Below are 19,828 nucleotides of genomic sequence, written 5' to 3'. Positions count from 1 at the left end.
GCCGATCATGAGGTTGGCGGCGATGTGGATCTCCAAATCCGCCGCCAACCTCATGATCGACGGGGAGACCGGGCGGGGGGCCGAGGCGTGATCTTCGAGAAGGTGGTGCGGCCCCGGCTGTTCTCGCTCGCGGGCGGGGACGCCGAAGGCGCGCACGAGTGGACGCTGGAGCGGCTGGCTGCGGTGTCGCGGCGGCCGGCCGTTCTCGCGGCGCTGCGCGCGGCGTACTTCCGGCCGGCGCCGCGCACCGTGTTCGGGGTGCGCTTCCCCAACCCGGTCGGGCTGGCCGCCGGCATGGACAAGAACGGACTCGCGTTGCCGGCGTGGCCGGCGCTCGGCTTCGGCTTCGTCGAGGTCGGCACCGTGACCGCGCACGCCCAGCCGGGCAACCCCCGGCCCCGGCTGTTCCGGCTGCGCGACAGCGAAGCCGTGATCAACCGGATGGGCTTCAACAACGCCGGCGCCGCGGCGCTCGCGGACCGGCTGGCCGCGTTGCCGCGCCCGCTCGGCGTGCCGCTGGGCATCTCGCTGGGCAAGTCCAAGGTGACCCCGCTGGACGAGGCGGTCGAGGACTACCTCGCGTCCTACCGGGCGCTCAAGGACCACGGCGACTACTTCGCCGTAAACGTGTCCTCACCGAACACTCCCGGCCTGCGGTCGCTTCAGGACCGATCACATCTGGACGCGTTGCTCGCCGCGCTGGTGGGGGAGAAGCCGGTGCTGGTGAAGATCGCCCCGGACCTCACCGAGCCGGCCGTGGCTGAGCTGCTGGAGGTGTGCCTCGACCGGGGCGCGGCCGGGGTCATCGCCACGAACACCACGCTCGCCCGCGACGGGCTCGCCCCGGCCGACCGGGAGCGCGCCGCCGAGGCCGGCGGGCTGTCCGGCCGGCCGCTCACCGCCCGGGCCCGCGACATGGTCGCGTTCGTGCACCGGGAGACCGGCGGCCGGCTGCCGGTGATCGGCGTCGGCGGCATCCTGCATCCCGACGACGCCACCCGCATGTTCGACGCCGGCGCCGCCCTGCTCCAGCTCTACACCGGCTTCATCTACCGCGGCCCCGCCCTCACCCGAGCCATAACCCGAGCCACCCCCTGACCCCCCCGCCCCGCCCCCCGACCCTCGCGATCTTGCACTTCCGGCCCCGGCACACCGCCTCATTCCGGGCGCGGCCGGGGCAGCAACCGCAAGATCGCGGGGGAGGGAGAGGGCGGGGGCGGGAGGGGGAACGAGGAGGAGTCATGACGCCTGAGGAGATCCTGGAGGCGGACCGGCGGCACGTGTGGCACCCGTACGCGGCGATGCCCGGCGTTAACGCGCCGTACGTGGTGGACAGCGCCGAAGGGGTGCGGCTGCGGCTCGCCGACGGGCGGGAGCTGGTCGACGGGATGTCGTCGTGGTGGGCGGCGATCCACGGCTACCGGCACCCGGTGCTGGATGCCGCGGTGACCGACCAGCTCGGGCGGATGAGCCACGTCATGTTCGGCGGGCTCACCCACGAGCCCGCCGTACGCCTGGCGCGCACGCTCGTCGAGCTGACCCCGGACGGCCTGGAACACGTCTTCCTGGCCGACTCCGGCTCGGTGAGCGTCGAGGTCGCGGTGAAGATGTGCCTGCAGTACCAGCGGGCGCTGGGCCGCCCGCAACGCCGCCGGCTGGGCACCTGGCGCGGCGGCTACCACGGTGACACGTTCCACCCGATGAGCGTGTGCGACCCGGAGGGCGGCATGCACCACCTCTGGGGCGACGTGCTGCCCCGGCAGGTGTTCGCGCCGGTGCCCCCGCCCGGCTTCGACGCGCCACCGGATCCGGCGTACGAGGCGGCGCTGGTGGAGGCGGTCGAGCGGCACGCCGACGAGCTGGCCGCGGTGATCGTCGAGCCGGTGGTCCAGGGCGCCGGGGGCATGCGGTTCCACCATCCGCACTACCTGCGCGTGCTGCGCGAGGTGACCCGCGGGCACGGCATCCTGCTGGTCTTCGACGAGATCGCCACCGGCTTCGGCCGGACCGGCCGGATGTTCGCCGCCGAGCACGCCGGAGTCGCCCCGGACGTGCTCTGTGTCGGCAAGGCGCTCACCGGCGGGTACCTGACGCTGGCCGCGGCGCTGTGCACGCCGGAGGTGGCGCGGGCGATCTCCGCCGACGGGGTGCTGGCGCACGGGCCGACGTTCATGGGCAATCCGCTCGCCTGCGCGGTCGCGAACGCCTCCCTGGACCTGCTGCGGGGCGGGGACTGGGCGGGACGGGTGGCGGGCGTCGAAGCCGGCCTGCGGGCCGGCCTGGAACCGTTGCGGGACGCGCCCGGCGTGGCCGACGTACGCGTGCTCGGCGCGATCGGCGTGGTGCAGCTCGACCACGAGGTGGACCTGCCCCGGGCGACCGCCGCGGCGGTCGCCGAGGGGGTGTGGCTGCGCCCGTTCCGGGATCTCGTCTACACGATGCCGCCGTACGTCTGCGACGACGCGGACGTGGCGCGGATCGCGGCCGGAGTGGCCGCCGCGGTCAAGGCCGGCTGAGTCCGGCCGATTTCGACAGGGCGCGACGGGAGGCCGTCGCCGGACACGCCAGGCGGCCCCGGGGCCGTCGGGAGAGGGAGAGACACGATGGAGACGTTCGGCGCCCGCCTGCACCGGGCCGTGGCGGAACGAGGGCCGCTCTGCGTGGGGATCGACCCGCACCCGGGGTTGCTGACCGCCTGGGGCCTGTCCGACGACGTGACGGGCCTGGAGCGGTTCTGCCGCACCGTGGTGGAGGCGATCGGTGACCGGGTCGCCGTGATGAAGCCGCAGTCGGCGTTCTTCGAGCGTTTCGGCGCGCGTGGCGTCGGTGTGCTTGAGTCAACTATCCGACAGTTGCGAGATTTGGGAACGTTAACTCTGCTTGACGTCAAGCGCGGCGACATCGGCTCGACAGTCGCCGCGTACGCCTCGGCGTACCTAGATCCATCCAGCCCTCTGTATGTCGACGCGGTCACCGCTAGCCCCTACCTGGGAGTAGGTTCGCTCGCCCCGATGTTCTCCACCGCCACCGCGCACGGTGGTGGGGTCTTCGTGCTGGCGCTCACCTCCAACCCGGAGGGGGCCTCCGTGCAGCGCGCCGTGGGTGCCGACGGGCGCACCGTGGCGCAGACCGTGATCGACGAGATTTCCCAGCTCAACCGGGATGCGGAGCCGCTCGGCAGCTTCGGTCTGGTGGTCGGCGCGACGGTCGGTGAGACAGGTCACGATCTGGAATCGTTCAACGGTCCGCTGCTCGCCCCGGGGATGGGCGCGCAGGGCGGGACGCCGGCCGGGCTGCGTACCGTGTTCGGCGCCGCGCTGCCGTCGGTGCTTCCCTCGTACTCGCGGGAGGTGCTCGGCGCGGGCCCCGACCCGGAGCGCCTACGGGCCGCGACGGAGCGGGTGCTTGCCGACTGCCGGGCCGCCCTGGGCGTCGCCGACTGACTGACGGCTCGGTCACTTTGTGTTGATCATCGCGCGTCCACGTTGCCGAAATCTCCGTTGACCGCTAGTTTTCCCCGCGCTGGGAACCACGGACCCCTTTGGTTTCCAGCGACACCACGTTTCACAGATGCGGTGGGGCGCTCAGCCCGCCGTACTAGGGACCTGAGGAGAACTGGTGCCGCTCCCGTCACTGACCCCCGAGCAGCGCGCTGCCGCGCTGGAGAAGGCCGCGGAGATCCGCAAGGCCCGCGCTGAGCTGAAGGAGCAGCTCAAGCAGGGCAAGACCACCCTCGCCACCGTCCTCGAGCGGGCCGAGTCCGACGACGTCGTGGGCAAGCTGAAGGTTTCGGCCGTGCTCCAGGCGATGCCGGGCATCGGCAAGATCCGGGCCACCCAGATCATGGAGAAGCTCAAGATCGCGGACAGCCGTCGCCTGCGCGGCCTCGGCGAGCAGCAGCGCAAGGCTCTGCTCGGAGAGTTCGCCGCGAACTGAACGGCCCGCCGTGTAGAAACAAGCGGTGAGCACGGATGACGAGGCGCGCTCGGTGGCTCGGCTCACTGTCCTGACCGGTCCCTCCGGGTCCGGCCGGAGCAGTGTCGTCGAGGCCGTCCGGGCGCGCCTTGCGTCTGTCTGGGTCCCGGTGGTCGCCACCACCCGGCCACCGCGCCCGGACGAGCGCGACGGCGTGGACCGCGTCTTCCTCGACGCGCCCGGCTTCGACCGCCTGATCGCCGCCGGGGAGCTGCTGGAGTGGTGCCGGATCGGGCCGTACCGCCGGGGGGTGCCCCGGGCCCAGGTGCGCGCGCGGCTGGCCGAGGGGCGGCCGGTGCTGCTGCCGCTCGACCCGGCCGGCGCGCTGGCGGTACGGGCGGCGGCGCCCGGCGCCCGGTTGGTGCTGCTCGCGCCGCCGGCGTACCGGGCCGCCCCGGACGTCGCGGCCCTCCTCGCCCACGAGGTCTCACACGACCACACCGAGCGCGCCGCGGCGGAGCTGGTAGGATTACTCGGTTCGTCCTTCCTGGCTCCGGCCCGACCGCCCGCGGGCGGCGCACGAGACGCAGAGGTTTAATTCGTGGGATCCATCGCCACCAACCCCGAGGGCATCACCAACCCGCCGATCGACGAGCTGCTCGAGAAGACCACCTCGAAGTACGCGCTCGTCATCTTCGCCGCCAAGCGTGCCCGTCAGGTGAACGCCTACTACAGCCAGCTCGGTGAGGGCCTGCTGGAGTACGTCGGCCCGCTGGTGGAGACCACCCCGCAGGAGAAGCCGCTCTCCATCGCCATGCGCGAGATCAACGCGGGCCTGCTCACCGCCGAGCCGACCGACCAGCCGTAACCACGCCCGCGCCGATGCCCGCCGAGATCGTCCTCGGGGTCGGCGGCGGCATCGCCGCCTACAAGGCGTGTGAGCTGCTCCGGCTCTTCACCGAGTCGGGTCACCGGGTCCGGGTGGTGCCGACCGCCTCGGCGCTCCGCTTCGTCGGGGCGCCGACCTGGGCGGCCCTGTCCGGCCGGCCGGTCGCCGACGACGTCTGGTCCGACGTGCACGAGGTGCCGCACGTGCGGCTCGGGCAGCACGCCGACCTGGTCGTGGTCGCCCCTGCCACCGCCGACCTGATCGCCAAGGCCGCTCACGGCCTCGCCGACGACCTGCTCACCAACACGCTGCTGACCGCGCGCTGCCCGGTGCTGCTGGCCCCGGCCATGCACACCGAGATGTGGGAGCACCCGGCCACCGTGGCGAACGTGGCCACGCTGCGCTCGCGCGGCGTCCGCGTGATCGAGCCCGCGGTGGGCCGGCTCACCGGGCGGGACACCGGCAAGGGCCGGCTGCCCGACCCGGCGGAGATCTTCGCGGTGGCCCGCCGGGCGCTGGCCCGCGGCGCCGAGGCCGACCTGGCCGGCCGGCACGTCGTGGTCACCGCCGGAGGCACCCGCGAGCCGCTGGACCCGGTCCGGTTCCTGGGCAACCGGTCGTCCGGCAAGCAGGGGTACGCGTTCGCCCGCGCGGCCGTGGCCCGGGGCGCCCGGGTCACGCTCGTCGCGGCCAACGTGGCGCTGCCCGACCCGGCCGGGGCGGACGTGGTGCGGGTGGGCACCACCGAGGAGCTGCGCGCCGCCACGATCGCGGCGGCCGCCGACGCGGACGCCGTGGTGATGGCCGCCGCGCCGGCGGACTTCCGGCCCGCCACCTATGCCAGCGGGAAGATCAAGAAGTCAGACGACGGCGTCGCGCCGACCATCGAGCTGGTCACCAATCCCGACATCGCCGCCGAGCTGGGGCGCGTCCGCCGGCCCGGGCAGGTGCTTGTGATCTTCGCCGCCGAGACCGACGACGCGGAGGCCAACGGCCGGGCCAAGCTGGCCCGCAAGAGGGCCGACCTGATCGTCGTCAACGAGGTCGGCGTGGACAAGGTCTTCGGCGCCGACACCAACGCGGTTACCGTGATCGGCGCCGACGGCGCCGTGCACCGGCTGGCCGAGCAGCCCAAGGAGGCCGTCGCCGACGCGGTCTGGGACCTCGTCCGCCAGCGATTGCCGTTGCCTTCCTGACGGTTGGTCAGCACGTTTTAAGAGGGTCACGGCGTAACGAGGACGGTTAAACTGCCGCCGAGCGACCTTTAGAAGTCTTCACATGCTTAGGAGTGCCGTGACACGTCTCTTCACGTCCGAATCGGTCACGGAGGGCCACCCGGACAAGATCGCCGACCAGATCAGTGACGGCATTCTCGACGCCCTGCTCGCCCAGGACCCGCACAGCCGGGTCGCGGTGGAGACGTTGATCACCACCGGCCAGGTGCACGTGGCGGGCGAGGTGACCACGAAGGCGTACGCCGACATCCCGACCATCGTCCGCGAGACCATCCTCGGCATCGGCTACGACTCGTCGAAGAAGGGCTTCGACGGCGCGTCCTGCGGCGTCAGCGTGTCCATCGGCGCCCAGTCGCCGGACATCGCCCAGGGCGTCGACAACGCCTTCGAGCTGCGTACCGGCGGGTCGGAGAGCGCGCTGGACGCGCAGGGCGCCGGCGACCAGGGCATGATGTTCGGCTTCGCCTGCTCGGAGACGCCCGAGCTGATGCCGCTGCCGATCGCGCTGGCGCACCGGCTGTCCCGCCGGCTCGCCGCGGTGCGCAAGGACGGCACGGTTCCCTACCTGCGGCCGGACGGCAAGACCCAGGTGACGATCGAGTACGACGGGCTGCGCCCGGTCCGGCTCGACACCGTGGTCGTGTCCAGCCAGCACGCGGCGGACATCTCGCTGGAGTCGCTGCTCACCCCGGACATCCGGGACCACGTCATCGCCCCCGAGCTGGAGGGCCTCGGCCTGGACACCGAGGGCTACCGGCTGCTGGTGAACCCGACCGGGCGGTTCGAGATCGGCGGCCCGATGGGCGACGCCGGCCTGACCGGCCGGAAGATCATCGTGGACACGTACGGCGGATACGCCCGGCACGGCGGCGGCGCGTTCTCCGGCAAGGACCCGTCGAAGGTCGACCGGTCGGCCGCGTACGCGATGCGCTGGGTGGCCAAGAACGTGGTCGCCGCCGGGCTGGCCGAGCGGTGCGAGGCGCAGGTCGCGTACGCGATCGGCAAGGCGCACCCGGTGAGCCTGTTCATCGAGACGTTCGGCACCGAGACCGTGCCGGTCGCCTCGATCGAGAAGGCCGTGGCCGAGGTGTTCGACCTGCGTCCGGCCGCCATCATCCGGGACCTGCACCTGCTGCGCCCGATCTACCAGCAGACCGCCGCGTACGGCCACTTCGGCCGGGAGCTGCCGGAGCTGACCTGGGAGGGCACCGACCGGGCCGCCGACCTCAAGTCGGCCGCGGGAGCCTGACCGCCACCACGCGCCGCGACCGGCGACCCGCACCGGGGTCGCCGGTCGCGCGCGTCTGCGTGGACGTCCCGCTGCCGCACCTCGACCGCCCGTTCGACTACCTGGTGCCCGAGGCGCTCGACGCCGACGCCCGGGCCGGGGTGCGGGTGAAGGTGCGGTTCGCCGGGCAACTCGTCGACGGCTGGCTGCTGGAGCGCGCCGAGTCGTCCGAGCACCCGAAGCTCGCGTACCTGGAGAAGGTCGTCTCCCCGGTGCCGGTGCTCTCCCCGGAGGTGGCCCGGCTGGCCCGCGCGGTCGCCGACAGGTACGCCGGCAGCCTGGCCGACGTGCTCCGGCTCGCGGTGCCGCCCCGGCACGCCCGCGCCGAGAAGGCAGTCACGGACGCCGCCGCGCCGTCCACCGACGGGCCCGCACCCGACGGCGGTCAAGCGCCCGCCGAGAGCACCGCGTCCGCCCGGGCGGAGGTGGACCCGCGCGGCTGGCGGGACTACCCGGCCGGGACGGCGCTGCTGCGCGCGCTCACCGACGGCCGGCCCGCCCGCGCGGTCTGGTCCGCGTTGCCGGGGGAGGACTGGGCCGACCGGTACGCCGACGCGGTCGCGGCCACTGTGGCCGGCGGCCGGGGCGCGGTGGTCGTGGTGGCCGACGCCCGCGACCTGGACCGCCTCGACGCCGCCCTGACCGCCGTGCTCGGCGCGGGACGGCACGTACGCCTCACCGCCGCCGACGGCCCGGCCCGCCGCTACCGGGCCTTCCTCGCCGCCCGCGCGGGCGAGGCCGACGTGGTGATCGGCACCCGGGCGGCGATGTTCGCCCCGGTGCGGCGGCTCGGCCTGGTGGCGATCTGGGACGACGGCGACGACCTGCACGCCGAGCCCCGCGCGCCCTACCCGCACGCCCGGGACGTGCTGCTCACCCGGGCGCGGCTCGGTGAGGCCGCCGCGCTGGTCGGCGGTTACGCGCGTACCGCGGAGGCGCAGTTGCTGGTGGAGACCGGCTGGGCGCGCGAGGTGACGGCCGACCGGGCGGTGGTGCGCGCGCGTACCCCGGCCATGGCGCCCACCGGCGACGACCCGCAACTGGCCCGCGATCCCGGCGCGGCCTCGGCGCGGCTGCCGAGCCTGGCCTGGACCACCGCCCGGGACGCGCTGCGCGCGGACCTGCCGGTGCTGGTGCAGGTGCCCCGCCGGGGCTACGTGCCGTCGGTGGCCTGCGCCGAGTGCCGCGCCCCGGCCCGCTGCCCGCACTGCGCCGGGCCGCTCGCCCTGCCCTCGGCGCAGGGCACGCCCGCCTGCCGCTGGTGCGGCCGGGTGGCCGCCGCGTACGCCTGCCCGGAGTGCGGCGGGCGGCGGCTGCGCGCCTCGGTGACCGGCGCCCGGCGGACCGCCGAGGAGCTGGGCCGGGCGTTCCCCGGCGTGCCGGTGCGCACCTCGGGGCGCGAGGAGGTGCTGGCGAGCGTGCCGGGCGGTGCCGGGCTGGTCATCGCCACCCCGGGCGCCGAGCCGGTCGCCGAGGGCGGCTACGGCGCGGTGCTGCTGCTCGACTCGTGGGCGCTGCTGACCCGGGCCGACCTGCGGGCCGGCGAGGAGGCGTTGCGGCGGTGGATGGCCGCCGCCGCGCTGGCCCGGCCCGGTACGGCGGGCGGCCGGGTGGTGGTGGTCGCCGACGGCGCGCTGGCCCCGGTGCAGGCGCTGCTGCGCTGGGACTCCGCGTGGTTCGCCGCCCGGGAACTGGCCGAGCGGCGGGAGCTGGGCTTCCCGCCCGCCGTGCGGATGGCGAGCGTCACCGGCGCGGCCGAGGCGGTGGCCGACCTGCTCGCCGGCGCCCGGCTGCCGGGCGACGCCGAGGTGCTCGGCCCGGTGCCGGCCGACGAGGGCAGGGAGCGGATGCTGGTACGGGTGCCCCGGTCCCGGGCAGTCGCGCTGGCCGAGGCGCTGCACGCCGCCGCCGGGCAGCGCAGCGCCCGCAAGGCGCCTGACCCGGTGCGGCTCCAGGTCGATCCGCTCACCCTGTTCTGACAGACGCGAGCGGCGTGACGGTGCGCACGCGCACCCTCGCGCACGGTCGTGAGCTGGGGTTTGCCGCACACCTGGTCCGGCAATCGAGTGGCGGGCGGTGATAGCATCGCCCGTCATGCCCAGCCGCGCGGTTTCCCCGCGCGGGACGCGGCGCGGCGGGTGCCAGAGCACGTCGGGCCGACACTCGATGTCGTCAGTCAGCCGGTGAGCAGGGGTGGACCAGTCGTGACCGTTCGTCAGTCGATCGTCTTCAACGGTGACCTCGGCAGTGGCAAGAGCACCGTCTCGGTCGAGATCGCCAAGCGGCTCGGGCTGCGCCGCGTCAGCGTCGGCGACCTCTACCGCCAGATGGCCCAGGAGCGGCAGATGACCGCCCTCCAGCTCAACCTGCACGCCGAGCTGGACCAGGCTGTCGACGGCTACGTCGACCAGCTCCAGCGCGACATCGCCGCCTCGGGCGAGTCCCTGGTCATGGACTCCCGCCTGGCCTGGCACTTCTTCACCGACGCGCTCAAGGTGCACATGATCACCGAGCCGAGCGAGGCGGCCCGGCGGGTGCTGGCCCGCCCGTCCGGCCCGGCCGAGAGCTACACCTCGCTGGAGGAGGCGCGGACCAAGCTGCGCGAGCGCAGCGAGAGCGAGCGCGGCCGGTTCATCGTCCGGTACGGCGTCGACAAGGCCCGCCTGCGCAACTACGACCTGGTCTGCGACACCACCCGGGCCAACCCGGAGCAGGTCATCTCGCACGTCATCGACGTCTACGAGGGCCGCCTCGGCGCGGACGTGCTGCGTGCCGGCCGGCCGCTGCTGCTGCTCGACCCGAACCGGGTGTACCCCACCGAGGACGTGTCGACGCTGCGCGGCCTCTGGGACGCCGACGCCGCCGCCGAGGCGGCCGACAGCGGCGACGAGCCGGAGCCGCTGAGCATCGGCTACACCGGCGAGTACTTCTTCGTCGTCGACGGGCACCGGCGGCTCAGCGCGGCCGTGCGCGCCGGCCTGCCGATGGTCGCGGCCCGGCTGGTCGCCGAGGTGGACGAGCCGGTGGTCGGCGGGATCAGCGCCGTCGACTACTTCACCGCGCAGGCCCGGCCGGGGCTGATCCACGACTGGGAGGACGCCCACGGCATCACCCTGCCGCTGCCGGAGCACGCGCTGCTCGGCGGCGGCCCGGTGCTCGCCGGGGAGCCGGGCGCCGGCGCCTGACCGCGCGGGGACACCGCCACCTCGCCGGCACGGGTTCACCCGGCCCGGCGGGCCGGAGCATGATGAAGGCCTCCGATGCCTGGGGAGGCGGAATCGTGGATCCGACCGACGCGCTCGCGCTGCTGATGTCCCCCGAGGGTCGCGTCGACCCCTATCCGACGTACGAGCGGCTGCGCGCGCACGGCCCGGTGGTCCAGGCCGGGCCGGTCTTCTACGTGGTCACCGGCTACGCCGAGGCCGACGCGATCCTGCGCGACCCCCGGTTCGGGGTGATGGACGACGCGCTGCGCGACCAGTTCATGCCGGGCTGGCGGGAGAGTCCAGCGGTGATGTCGATCTCCCGGTCGATGCTGCGCACCAACCCGCCCGACCACAGCCGGATGCGGCGGCTGGCCGCGGGCGCGTTCACCCCGCGCCGGATCGCCGCCATGCGCGACGTGGTGCGGGCACAGGCCGACGAACTGGTCGACGCGATGCTCGCCGCCGACGAGCCGGTCGACTTCATGGCCGCGTTCGCGTACCCGCTGCCGGTCGGGGTGATCTGCGCGCTGCTCGGCGTGCCGGCGGCGGACCGGCCGCTGTTCCGGCGCTGGGCCACCGACCTGACCGGCGTGCTCGAGCCGGAGATCACCGCCGACGAGCTGGCGGTGGCCGACCGGGGCGCGGCGGAGCTGCGCGCCTACTTCACCGAGCTGGTGGCGGCCCGCCGCCGCGCGCCGGCCGACGACCTCACCACCGCGCTGGTCCAGGCACACGACGGCGGTGACCGGCTCTCCGGCGACGAGCTGCTGGCCAACCTGATCGTGCTGCTGGTGGCGGGCTTCGAGACCACCACCAACCTGCTCGGCAACGGCCTGGTGGCGCTGCTGGAGCATCCGCGCGCCGCGGCGGCCCTGCGCGAGCGGTCCGACCTCGCGTCCGCCTACGTCGACGAGCTGCTGCGCTACGACTCGCCGGTGCAGCTCACCTCGCGGATGAGCACCGCGCCGTCCCGGTACGGCGACGTCGACCTGCCGCCGGAGAGCTGGGTCATCGTGCTGCTCGGCGCGGCCAACCGCGATCCCCGCCGCTATCCCGATCCGGCCCGCTTCGACCCGTGGCGGGCGCAGAGCGCGCCGCTGTCCTTCGGCGCCGGGCCGCACTACTGCCTCGGCGCGGCGCTGGCCCGGCTGGAGGCGCAGGTGGCGTTCCCGCTGCTGCTGCGCCGGCTGCCGGAGCTGGCCCTCGCGGGCCGGCCCGAACGGCGGGTCCGGCTCACCCTGCGTGGCCACGCCACGATGCCGGTGCGCGTGGGCCGGGAGGCGTCCCCGGTCACCGTTGCCGGTACGCCACCCGGGGCGGCCGGGCCGACTCCGTAGACTGGACGCGCATCGTTCGACCCAGACAAGGAGCCACGCCGAGTGACCGTCCAGCCCATCCGTCTGTTCGGCGATCCGGTGCTGCGCACGCCGGCCGACCCGGTCGTCGACTTCGACGCCGAGCTGCGCAAGCTGATCGCCGACCTGACCGACACGATGCGCGAGCAGAGCGGTGCCGGCCTGGCCGCGCCGCAGCTCGGGGTGGGCCTGCGGGTGTTCACCTTCGACGTCGACGACGTCCTCGGCCACCTGGTCAACCCGGTGCTGGAGTTCCCCGACGAAGAGGAGCAGGACGGCCCGGAGGGCTGCCTGTCCATCCCCGGGCTCTACTTCGACACCAAGCGCCGGCAGAACGTGATCGCCAAGGGCTTCAACGGCTACGGCGATCCGTTGCAGATCGTCGGCACCGGCCTGATGGCCCGCTGCGTGCAGCACGAGACCGACCACCTCGACGGCGTCCTCTTCGTCGACCGGCTCGACCCGGCCGGCCGCAAGGAGGCCATGAAGGCGATCCGCCAGGCCGAGTGGTACGACCAGGCCGCCCCGCCGACGGTCAAGCTCAGCCCGCACGCCGCCGGCAACCCGTTCGGCCTGGGGCGGTGACCCGGATGCGCCTTGTCTTCGCCGGCACGCCGGCTGTCGCCGTACCGGCCCTGGACGCGATCGCCGCCTCCGGGCACGAGCTGCTCGCCGTGGTCACCCGCCCCGACGCCCCGGCCGGTCGTGGCCGTGGGCTGGTCCGCTCGCCCGTGGGCGCGTGGGCCGACGCGCACGGCGTCGAGGTGCTCACCCCGGCCCGTCCGCGCGAGCCGGAGTTCCTCGACCGGCTGCGCGAGCTGGCGCCGGACTGCGTACCGGTGGTCGCCTACGGCGCGCTGGTGCCGCCGGTGGCGCTGGAGATCCCCCGGCACGGCTGGATCAACCTGCACTTCTCGCTGCTGCCCGCCTGGCGCGGCGCCGCGCCCGTGCAGCACGCCGTGCTGCACGGTGACGAGCTGACCGGGGCCAGCGTCTTCGAGCTGGAGGAGGGGCTGGACACCGGCCCGGTCTACGGCACCGTCACCGACGAGATCCGCCCCGCCGACACCTCCGGCGACCTGCTGGAACGGCTCGCGCACTCCGGTGCCGGGCTGCTGGTCGCCGTGCTGGACGCGATCGGCGCCGGCACCGCCCGGGCCGTGCCGCAGCCCGCCGACGGCGTCTCGCTCGCCCCGAAGCTGACGGTGGAGGACGCCCGGGTCCGCTGGGGCGACCCCGCGTTCGCTGTCGACCGGCGCATCCGCGCCTGCACGCCCGCGCCCGGCCCGTGGACCACGTTCCGCGACGACCGGGTCAAGCTCGGCCCGGTCACCCCGCTGCCCGAGGGCCCGGAGCTGAAGCCGGGGGAGTTGCACGTGGAGAAGTCCGGCGTGCTCGTCGGCACCGCCACCACGCCGGTGCGCCTCGGCGAGGTGCGCGCCGCCGGCAAGAAGGCGATGCCCGCCGGCGACTGGGCGCGGGGCGCCCGGGTCACCGCGGGCGAGGTGTTCGCGTGACGGGGCCGTCGCGTCCGGACCGGCCCGCCGGGGACGAGCGCTCCCGGGGGTACGCCGACCGGCCCGGCTCCGAGCGGCCCGGCTCCGAGCGACCTGGCGGCGACCGGTTCGGCGACCGTGAGCGCGGCGCCCGGCAGCCTTCCGACCGGCCCGCCGCGGACCGGCGTGCCGGCGACCGGTTCGGCGGTGACCGTGAGCGCGGTGACCGGCGGGGCGGGGACCGGCGGGGCGGGCGCCCGGTCCGTCCGGCCGTCGACCTGCCCCGGCAGATCGCCTACGAGGCGATCGCCGCGGTGCACCGCGACGACGCGTACGCCAACCTGGTGCTCCCGGCGATGCTGCGCGAGGCCGGCCTGTCCGGCCGGGACGCCGCGTTCGCCACCGAGCTGACCTACGGCACGCTGCGGCACACCGGCACCCTCGACGCGATCGTCACCGACGCGGCCGGGCGGGACGTGCAGCGCATCGACCCGCCGGTGCGCGACGCGCTGCGGCTCGGGGCGTACCAGATCCTGCACACCCGGGTGCCCCCGCACGCGGCGGTGTCGTCGACTGTGGACCTGGTCCGGTCCGTCGGGCCGGGTGCCACCGGGTTCGCCAACGCCGTGCTCCGCGAGATCACCACCCGGGACGCCGACGCCTGGGTGGCCAAGCTCGCCCCGGCGCCGGAGACCGACCCGATCGGGCACCTCGCGCTGGCGTACAGCCATCCGCAGTGGATCGTGCGGTCGTTCGCCGAGGCGCTCGGCGGCGACATGGGTGAGACGACCCGGCTGCTCATCGAGGACAACGAGCGCCCGCCGGTGCACCTGTGCGCCCGGCCGGGCCTGGCCGATCCGGTGGCGCTCGCCGACGAGGTGGGCGGCGCCCCCGGCGCGTTCTCGCCGTACGCGGTCTATCTGCCCGGCGGCGCGCCGGGTGACCTGGCGGCGGTGGCCGAGGGCCGCGCGCACGTCCAGGACGAGGGTTCCCAGTTGGTGGCGGACGCGCTGGCGGCGGCCCCGCTGGACGGTCCGGACGGCCGCTGGCTGGACCTGTGTGCCGGTCCGGGCGGCAAGTCGGGCCTGCTCGGCGCGCTCGCCGCGATCCGTGGCGCGCGGCTCACCGCGGTCGAGGTGGCCGAGCACCGGGCCCGACTGGTGGAGCAGGCGACCCGTGGGCTGCCGGTGACGGTGCTGCACACCGACGGACGCACGGTGGGCGGCGACCCGAAGCTGCCGGAGGCCCACTTCGACAGGGTGCTCGTGGACGCGCCGTGCACCGGGCTGGGCGCGCTGCGCCGCCGCCCGGAGTCGCGGTGGCGCCGCCAGCCGTCGGACCTGCCGCCGCTGACCCGGTTGCAGCGCGAACTGCTCACCGCCGCGCTGCGGGCGGTCCGGCCGGGCGGCGTGGTGGCGTACGTGACGTGTTCGCCGCACGTGGTGGAGACGCACGTGACGGTGACCGAGGCGGCCCGGCGGTGCGGTTTCGCCGTCGACTTCGTCGACGCGCGTCCGCTGCTGCCGGCCGGCATGCCGGGCCTGGGTGACGGCCCCACGGTGCAGCTGTGGCCGCACCGCCACGGCACCGACGCCATGTTCCTGGCGGTCCTGCGCCGGGCCTGACCCACACCTCTCGCAGTCGATCAAGGAGTTCGTGTCCCCGGGCCGTGCCCGGACACGAACTCCTTGATCACCATGCGGAGAAATGGGGAGGGATGGAGCGTGTGCGGCATCCCGGTGGGCAGAGGGGGTCGGTGGGATGTGACAGCCCGTTGACTGCGTGATCGATGCATGTAACTGTTTCGACCACCGGTCCCGGCACCCCGCCCGCCGAACCCCCACGAGGAGTCTCCATGAGACGCAGAACGCCGACCACGAGCCTCGCGCTCGCCCTCGTCGCCACCCTGACGACGGCGAGCCTGGCCGGCACCGCCTCCGCCGCGCCCGCCCCGGCCGCCCCCGCCCCGGCCGTCGCCGCGCTCGCCGCGCCGGACGTCTCGCTGAGCAACGTCCAGGCCCACCTCACCCAGTTCAACTCCATCGCCACCAGCAACGGCGGCAACCGGCGGGCCGGCTCGGCCGGCTACACGGCGTCGGTCAACTACGTCAAGAGCAAGCTCCAGGCCGCCGGCTACACGGTCACCGAGCAGAACTGCTCCACCTGCACCTACCCGGGCAACAACCTGATCGCCGAGTGGCCGCAGGGCCCGTCCGACCAGGTCGTCATGTTCGGCGCCCACCTGGACGGCGTCGCCGCCGGCCCCGGCATCAACGACAACGGCTCCGGCTCGGCCACGCTGCTGGAGAACGCCCTGGTGCTCGCCGCGCAGAACCCGACCATGACCAAGCGGGTCCGGTTCGCCTGGTGGAACGGCGAGGAGCAGGGCCTGCAGGGCTCCAAGCACTACGTCAACCAGCTCAGCTCCACCCAGCGCGGCTACATCAAGGGCTACTACAACTTCGACATGGTGGGCTCGCCGAACGGCGGCTACTTCATCAACCGGATCACCTCGGCCACCGCCGCCCCGCTGAAGGCGTACTGGGACTCGTTCGGCATCTCGCCGGAGGAGAACACCGAGGGGCAGGGCCGCTCGGACGACTACTCGTTCGCCAACGCCGGCATCCAGACCTCCGGCTACGCGGCCGGCGCCAGCTACACCAAGACCTCGGCGCAGGCCAGCAAGTGGGGCGGCACCGCGGGCGCGGCGTACGACGGGTGCTACCACCGCTCCTGCGACAACACCAGCAACATCAACACGACCATCCTCAACCGGGCCGCGGACGGCGTGGCGTACACGATCTGGGCGCTCGCGGTCGGCGGCGGCACGCCGACGAACGACTTCTCCGTCTCGGTGAGCCCCACCTCCGGCAGCGTCGCCCGGGGCGGCTCCACCACCGCCACCGTCAGCACCGCCACCACCGCCGGCAGCGCGCAGACCGTGGCGCTGTCCGCCAGCGGCGCCCCGAGCGGCGTCTCGGTGAGCTTCAGCCCGTCCTCGGTCACCTCGGGCGGCTCGGCCACCATGACCGTCACCGCCTCGTCGTCGGCCACCACCGGCACGTTCACCCTCACCGTGACCGGCACCGGCTCGGCCACCCGCACCGCCAGCTACACGATCACCGTGACCGGCGGCAGCGGCGGCTGCACCGGCGGCCAGCTCATCGGCAACAGCAGCTTCGAGTCCGGCACCGCGCCGTGGACGGCCAGCTCCGGCGTGATCACCAACAGCTCCAGCCAGGCGGCCCGCACCGGGTCGTACAAGGCGTGGATGAACGGGTACGGCTCCTCGCGTACCGAGTCGCTGTCCCAGTCGGTCACGCTGCCGGCCGGGTGCAGCAGCTACACGTTCTCGTTCTGGCTGCACATCGACACGGCCGAGACAACCACCTCGACCGCGTACGACAAGCTGACCGTGCAGGTCGGTTCGACCACGCTGGCCACGTACTCGAACCTGAACAAGGCCACCGGCTACACCCAGCGCACCTTCAACCTGGCCGCGTACGCCGGTCAGACGGTCACGCTGAAGTGGACCGGGGTCGAGGACGCCTCGTTGCAGACCAGCTTCGTCGTTGACGACGTGACGCTGCAGGTCGGCTGAGCGGTACCGGGCGGGGTGGGCGAGCGTGCCCGCCCCGCCCGGGCCTCAGTTGATCGGCAGCGCCTTGGCGCCAGCGCCCTTGACCGAGCGGGTCAGCGCCCGCCCGGAGACCCACAGGAAGCACTGCACCCCCCGGTCGCCGTCGCGCCACTGCTCCTCGTACGGGTGGTAGATGATGGTGCCGGCCCGGTACTGCATGTTGCCGTCGTTCGGCAGCCCGGCGTACTTGGCGATCAGGCCGCGGCAGGCCTTGTGCGTCCGCAGCGACGTGCGGTCGAACTCCGCGTAGCTGATGTCCGGCGCCTGGTAGACGCCGACGAACTCGGCGTGGTGCTTGCTCGTGCAGGCCACCGGCCGCATCGACTGCACCTCGTTCTTGCTCAGCTTCGGGTTGAAACAGCCGAGCGCGAGCTTGGAGCCGGGCTTCAGCGCGCCCCGCAGGCTGCCGGTGCGCTGCGACACGGCGCCCTCGTCCAGATCGGTGATCTCCGCGACGTCGCAGCGGTACCAGCGGGCGCCGCCGGACCACGCGAGCGCCGAGGGGAGGACCACGGCCAGGCGCAGCCGCCCGCCGCGCCAGTCCCCGCCGACGGCCCGGGTGACCTGGCGGGCGCAGTCGGCGTGCGCGGCACGCATTCCCGCCGAACCGGTACGCGGGGGCGCGGAACGCTCCGCCTCCGCGCCGGTCATCGTGCCGACGTGCAGCGTCTCGGTGCGGTGCGGGGTGGCGCAGTCGACCGGCTGGTAGCCGCTGAGGTAGCCGACGTCGGCGACCGTGGGATGGCAGGCCCCGGACTTCGGCACGAAACCGACCGGCGCGGCGAACGCGGGCCAGTCGTCGACCAGGTCGCGGTCCACTCCGGCCGGCGCCGCGCAGCCGCCGAGCGCCAGCGTCAGCGCCGCGCCCACGGTGACCGCCACCCACCATCGCCGCATCCCGACCGACCTCCCCGCGCGTCCGGCGCCGTCCGGTCACCCGGTACGCCTCGGCGGTGCAGCATACGGCAGCCGTTCAGGTGACAGGGAGTCCCTCGGGTCCGGCGCCGCGCACCGAGCGGTTCAGCTTGCGGTCGTCGCTCCACAGGAAACAGCGCACGCCCCGGTCGCCCTCCTCCCACTCCCGCTGCGACGGCGGGTAGAAGATGGACCCGGCCCGGTAGGGCAGTTCGGCGTTGTCCGGCACCTCGGCGAACGCGGCGATGAGCGTCATGCAGCGCCGGTGTGTGGCGGGCGCGCCCCGGGTGAACTCCGCCCAGCTCATGTCGCGTTCCTCGTACACGCCGACGAACTCCGCCCGGTGCGGTTCGGTGCACAGCACCGGGGCCATGTAGTTGAGGTTCTGGCCGATCAGTTTCGGGTCGAAGCACCTGTGCAGCAGCGGGTTGTCGCCGACGAGCGCGCCGCGCAGGCTGCCGACCCGGTTGACCGGGCGGGTGTTGTCGATGCTGTCGGTCTCGGCCAGGTCGCAGCGGAACCAGCGGGCGCCGGACGTCCAGGCGGTGACTGTCGGCAGCGCGATGTTCAGGGTCAGCCGGGCGGCCCGCCAGTCCCCGCCGATCATCTCCCGGGCCCGCTGGTCGCACTCGGCGCGCGCGGTGCGCAGCGCCGGGGAGCCGGGTTCCGGGCGTACGCCCCGCGCCGCCGCGCCGGAGAAGCGGCCGACGTGCACGGTCTCGGCCAGGTGGCTGCCCGCGCAGTTCACCGTCTCGTACGTGGCGGCGGCGACCACTGTGCTCAGCCGCGGCAGGCACGCCTCGGTCGCCGGGACGAACAGTTGCGGCGCCGGCAGTGCCGCCCAGTCGTCGATCAGGTCGCCGTCGGCCCGGTGTGTCTGAGCGCAACCCGCGAGCACCGCGGTCGCGGCGCCGGCCAGCGCGAGCACGAGGAGCCACCGTCGCATCGTCCGCCCCTTCCGGGAGAGATGGCAGCCGGTCGACACAGGCCCGACCGGCGTCCCCCGCGCCCGGGCGTGCAGCATACGTGACCGTCCCTGTAGGAGTTTCGTCATCTTTCAATCGATCGGCCAGTCACCGGCGACTATTCGTGCCGACTTTCTCTCCGGACGGCCGGATTGTGCACCGCGGGTGACGGCGGGGTGACCGATGGTCGTTCCGGGAGGCGTGCCGCGACCTCCGGATCATCGCGTTCGTACACTGGCCCGGTGACCGTACCGCCGCCGATCGTCGCGCCCAGCATCCTGGCCGCCGATTTCGCCCGCCTCGCCGACGAGGTCCGTGCCGTGGAGTCCGCCGCCGACTGGCTGCACGTGGACGTCATGGACAACCACTTCGTGCCGAACCTGACCATCGGGCTGCCCGTGGTGCAGAGCCTGCGCGCCGTCACCGGGATCCCGTTCGACGTGCACCTGATGATCACCGACCCGCGCCGCTGGGCGCCCGGGTACGCCGACGCCGGGGCGTACAACGTCACGTTCCACGCCGAGGCGTGCGACGACCCGGTGGCGCTGGCCAAGGACCTGCGTTCGGCCGGGGCGAAGGCGGGGCTGGCGATCGACCGGGACACCCCGATCGAGCCGTACCTGGAGCTGCTGCCGAGCTTCGACACGCTGCTGATCATGACGATCAAGGCCGGCTTCGGCGGCCAGCGTTTCCTGCCGCACCTGCTGGACAAGGTGCGCGCGGCCCGCCGGTACGTCGACAGCGGGCACCTGGAGCTGCGCATCGAGGTCGACGGGGGCATCGCCGCGGACACCATCGAGCAGGCCGCCGAGGCCGGCGCCGACGCGTTCGTCGCGGGCACCGCCGTCTACGGCGCCGACGACCCCGCGGAGGCCGTACGCCGCCTGCGGGGCCTGGCGGAACGTGCGATGACCGGGGCCTGAG

The 19,828-nt window shown here is 74.1% G+C and carries 18 protein-coding genes; 16 read left to right on the top strand and 2 right to left on the bottom strand.

Translation table 11 applies throughout. The annotated features are described in order from the left end of the window. Window positions 1–87 precede the first annotated feature (87 nt). From ACGFIA_RS17940 to ACGFIA_RS17870, 15 genes are all read left to right on the top strand, one after another. Window positions 88–1,098 carry a quinone-dependent dihydroorotate dehydrogenase gene (locus ACGFIA_RS17940; protein ID WP_357386485.1) on the top strand — a complete coding sequence of 337 codons (1,011 nt, stop codon included), beginning with the start codon at window positions 88–90 and terminating at the stop codon, window positions 1,096–1,098. Between the two features lie 143 nt (window positions 1,099–1,241). Beyond that, the gene (locus ACGFIA_RS17935; protein WP_357386483.1) at window positions 1,242–2,516 is read left to right on the top strand and encodes an adenosylmethionine--8-amino-7-oxononanoate transaminase; all 1,275 of its coding nucleotides are present in this window, start codon (window positions 1,242–1,244) and stop codon (window positions 2,514–2,516) included. An 87-nt stretch (window positions 2,517–2,603) separates the two neighbouring features. After that, on the top strand, window positions 2,604–3,443 hold the full coding sequence (gene pyrF, locus ACGFIA_RS17930) for an orotidine-5'-phosphate decarboxylase (RefSeq protein WP_393260974.1): 840 nt from the start codon (window positions 2,604–2,606) through the stop codon (window positions 3,441–3,443). Window positions 3,444–3,618: 175 nt separating this feature from the next. After that, a complete protein-coding gene (mihF, locus tag ACGFIA_RS17925; protein WP_013285515.1) occupies window positions 3,619–3,936 on the top strand; it encodes an integration host factor, actinobacterial type in 318 nt (105 codons plus the stop codon). Between the two features lie 25 nt (window positions 3,937–3,961). Next, window positions 3,962–4,513, top strand: a complete 552-nt coding sequence (locus tag ACGFIA_RS17920) for a guanylate kinase (protein ID WP_357386479.1) — start codon at window positions 3,962–3,964, stop codon at window positions 4,511–4,513. A gap of 3 nt (window positions 4,514–4,516) precedes the next feature. Next, window positions 4,517–4,783 carry a DNA-directed RNA polymerase subunit omega gene (gene rpoZ, locus ACGFIA_RS17915; protein WP_013285517.1) on the top strand — a complete coding sequence of 89 codons (267 nt, stop codon included), beginning with the start codon at window positions 4,517–4,519 and terminating at the stop codon, window positions 4,781–4,783. 14 nt (window positions 4,784–4,797) lie between these two features. Next, window positions 4,798–6,000 (top strand): bifunctional phosphopantothenoylcysteine decarboxylase/phosphopantothenate--cysteine ligase CoaBC, encoded by a 1,203-nt coding sequence (coaBC, locus tag ACGFIA_RS17910; protein WP_357386477.1) that lies wholly within the window; start codon window positions 4,798–4,800, stop codon window positions 5,998–6,000. A gap of 97 nt (window positions 6,001–6,097) precedes the next feature. Further along, entirely contained in the window at window positions 6,098–7,288 is a 1,191-nt protein-coding gene (gene metK / locus ACGFIA_RS17905; protein ID WP_357386475.1) for a methionine adenosyltransferase, read from the top strand. A gap of 59 nt (window positions 7,289–7,347) precedes the next feature. Continuing rightward, entirely contained in the window at window positions 7,348–9,306 is a 1,959-nt protein-coding gene (locus ACGFIA_RS17900) for a primosomal protein N' (protein ID WP_357386473.1), read from the top strand. Between the two features lie 225 nt (window positions 9,307–9,531). Beyond that, window positions 9,532–10,512: an AAA family ATPase gene (locus ACGFIA_RS17895; protein ID WP_357477781.1), complete on the top strand. Its 981-nt coding sequence runs from the start codon at window positions 9,532–9,534 to the stop codon at window positions 10,510–10,512. 95 nt (window positions 10,513–10,607) lie between these two features. Further along, window positions 10,608–11,870, top strand: a complete 1,263-nt coding sequence (locus ACGFIA_RS17890) for a cytochrome P450 (protein ID WP_357386469.1) — start codon at window positions 10,608–10,610, stop codon at window positions 11,868–11,870. Between the two features lie 42 nt (window positions 11,871–11,912). After that, complete coding sequence (gene def, locus ACGFIA_RS17885) at window positions 11,913–12,473, top strand: peptide deformylase (RefSeq protein ID WP_043324943.1); 561 nt, start codon at window positions 11,913–11,915, stop codon at window positions 12,471–12,473. A gap of 5 nt (window positions 12,474–12,478) precedes the next feature. Beyond that, entirely contained in the window at window positions 12,479–13,405 is a 927-nt protein-coding gene (fmt, locus tag ACGFIA_RS17880; RefSeq protein WP_357386467.1) for a methionyl-tRNA formyltransferase, read from the top strand. Continuing rightward, a complete protein-coding gene (locus tag ACGFIA_RS17875; protein WP_393260967.1) occupies window positions 13,402–15,009 on the top strand; it encodes an RsmB/NOP family class I SAM-dependent RNA methyltransferase in 1,608 nt (535 codons plus the stop codon). Before fmt ends, ACGFIA_RS17875 begins: the two co-directional genes overlap by 4 nt. Window positions 15,010–15,239: 230 nt before the next feature. Further along, complete coding sequence (locus ACGFIA_RS17870) at window positions 15,240–16,985, top strand: M28 family peptidase (protein ID WP_357386463.1); 1,746 nt, start codon at window positions 15,240–15,242, stop codon at window positions 16,983–16,985. Between the two features lie 45 nt (window positions 16,986–17,030). Here the strand turns inward: ACGFIA_RS17870 and ACGFIA_RS17865 are convergent, their stop codons facing one another. Both ACGFIA_RS17865 and ACGFIA_RS17860 read right to left on the bottom strand, forming a co-directional pair. Continuing rightward, window positions 17,031–17,921 carry a septum formation family protein gene (locus ACGFIA_RS17865; RefSeq protein WP_357386461.1) on the bottom strand — a complete coding sequence of 297 codons (891 nt, stop codon included), beginning with the start codon at window positions 17,919–17,921 and terminating at the stop codon, window positions 17,031–17,033. A gap of 76 nt (window positions 17,922–17,997) precedes the next feature. Beyond that, window positions 17,998–18,885 (bottom strand): septum formation family protein, encoded by an 888-nt coding sequence (locus ACGFIA_RS17860; protein WP_357386459.1) that lies wholly within the window; start codon window positions 18,883–18,885, stop codon window positions 17,998–18,000. Between the two features lie 261 nt (window positions 18,886–19,146). On the opposite strand from ACGFIA_RS17860, the gene rpe reads away from it, so the two are divergent. Next, window positions 19,147–19,827, top strand: coding sequence for a ribulose-phosphate 3-epimerase (gene rpe, locus ACGFIA_RS17855; RefSeq protein ID WP_393260963.1), 681 nt, complete (start codon window positions 19,147–19,149; stop codon window positions 19,825–19,827). Window position 19,828 lies beyond the last annotated feature (1 nt).

Source organism: Micromonospora sp. NPDC049203 (assembly GCF_043197215.1).
Lineage (GTDB): Bacteria > Actinomycetota > Actinomycetes > Mycobacteriales > Micromonosporaceae > Micromonospora.
This window is presented reverse-complemented; position numbering and strand designations above follow the sequence as displayed.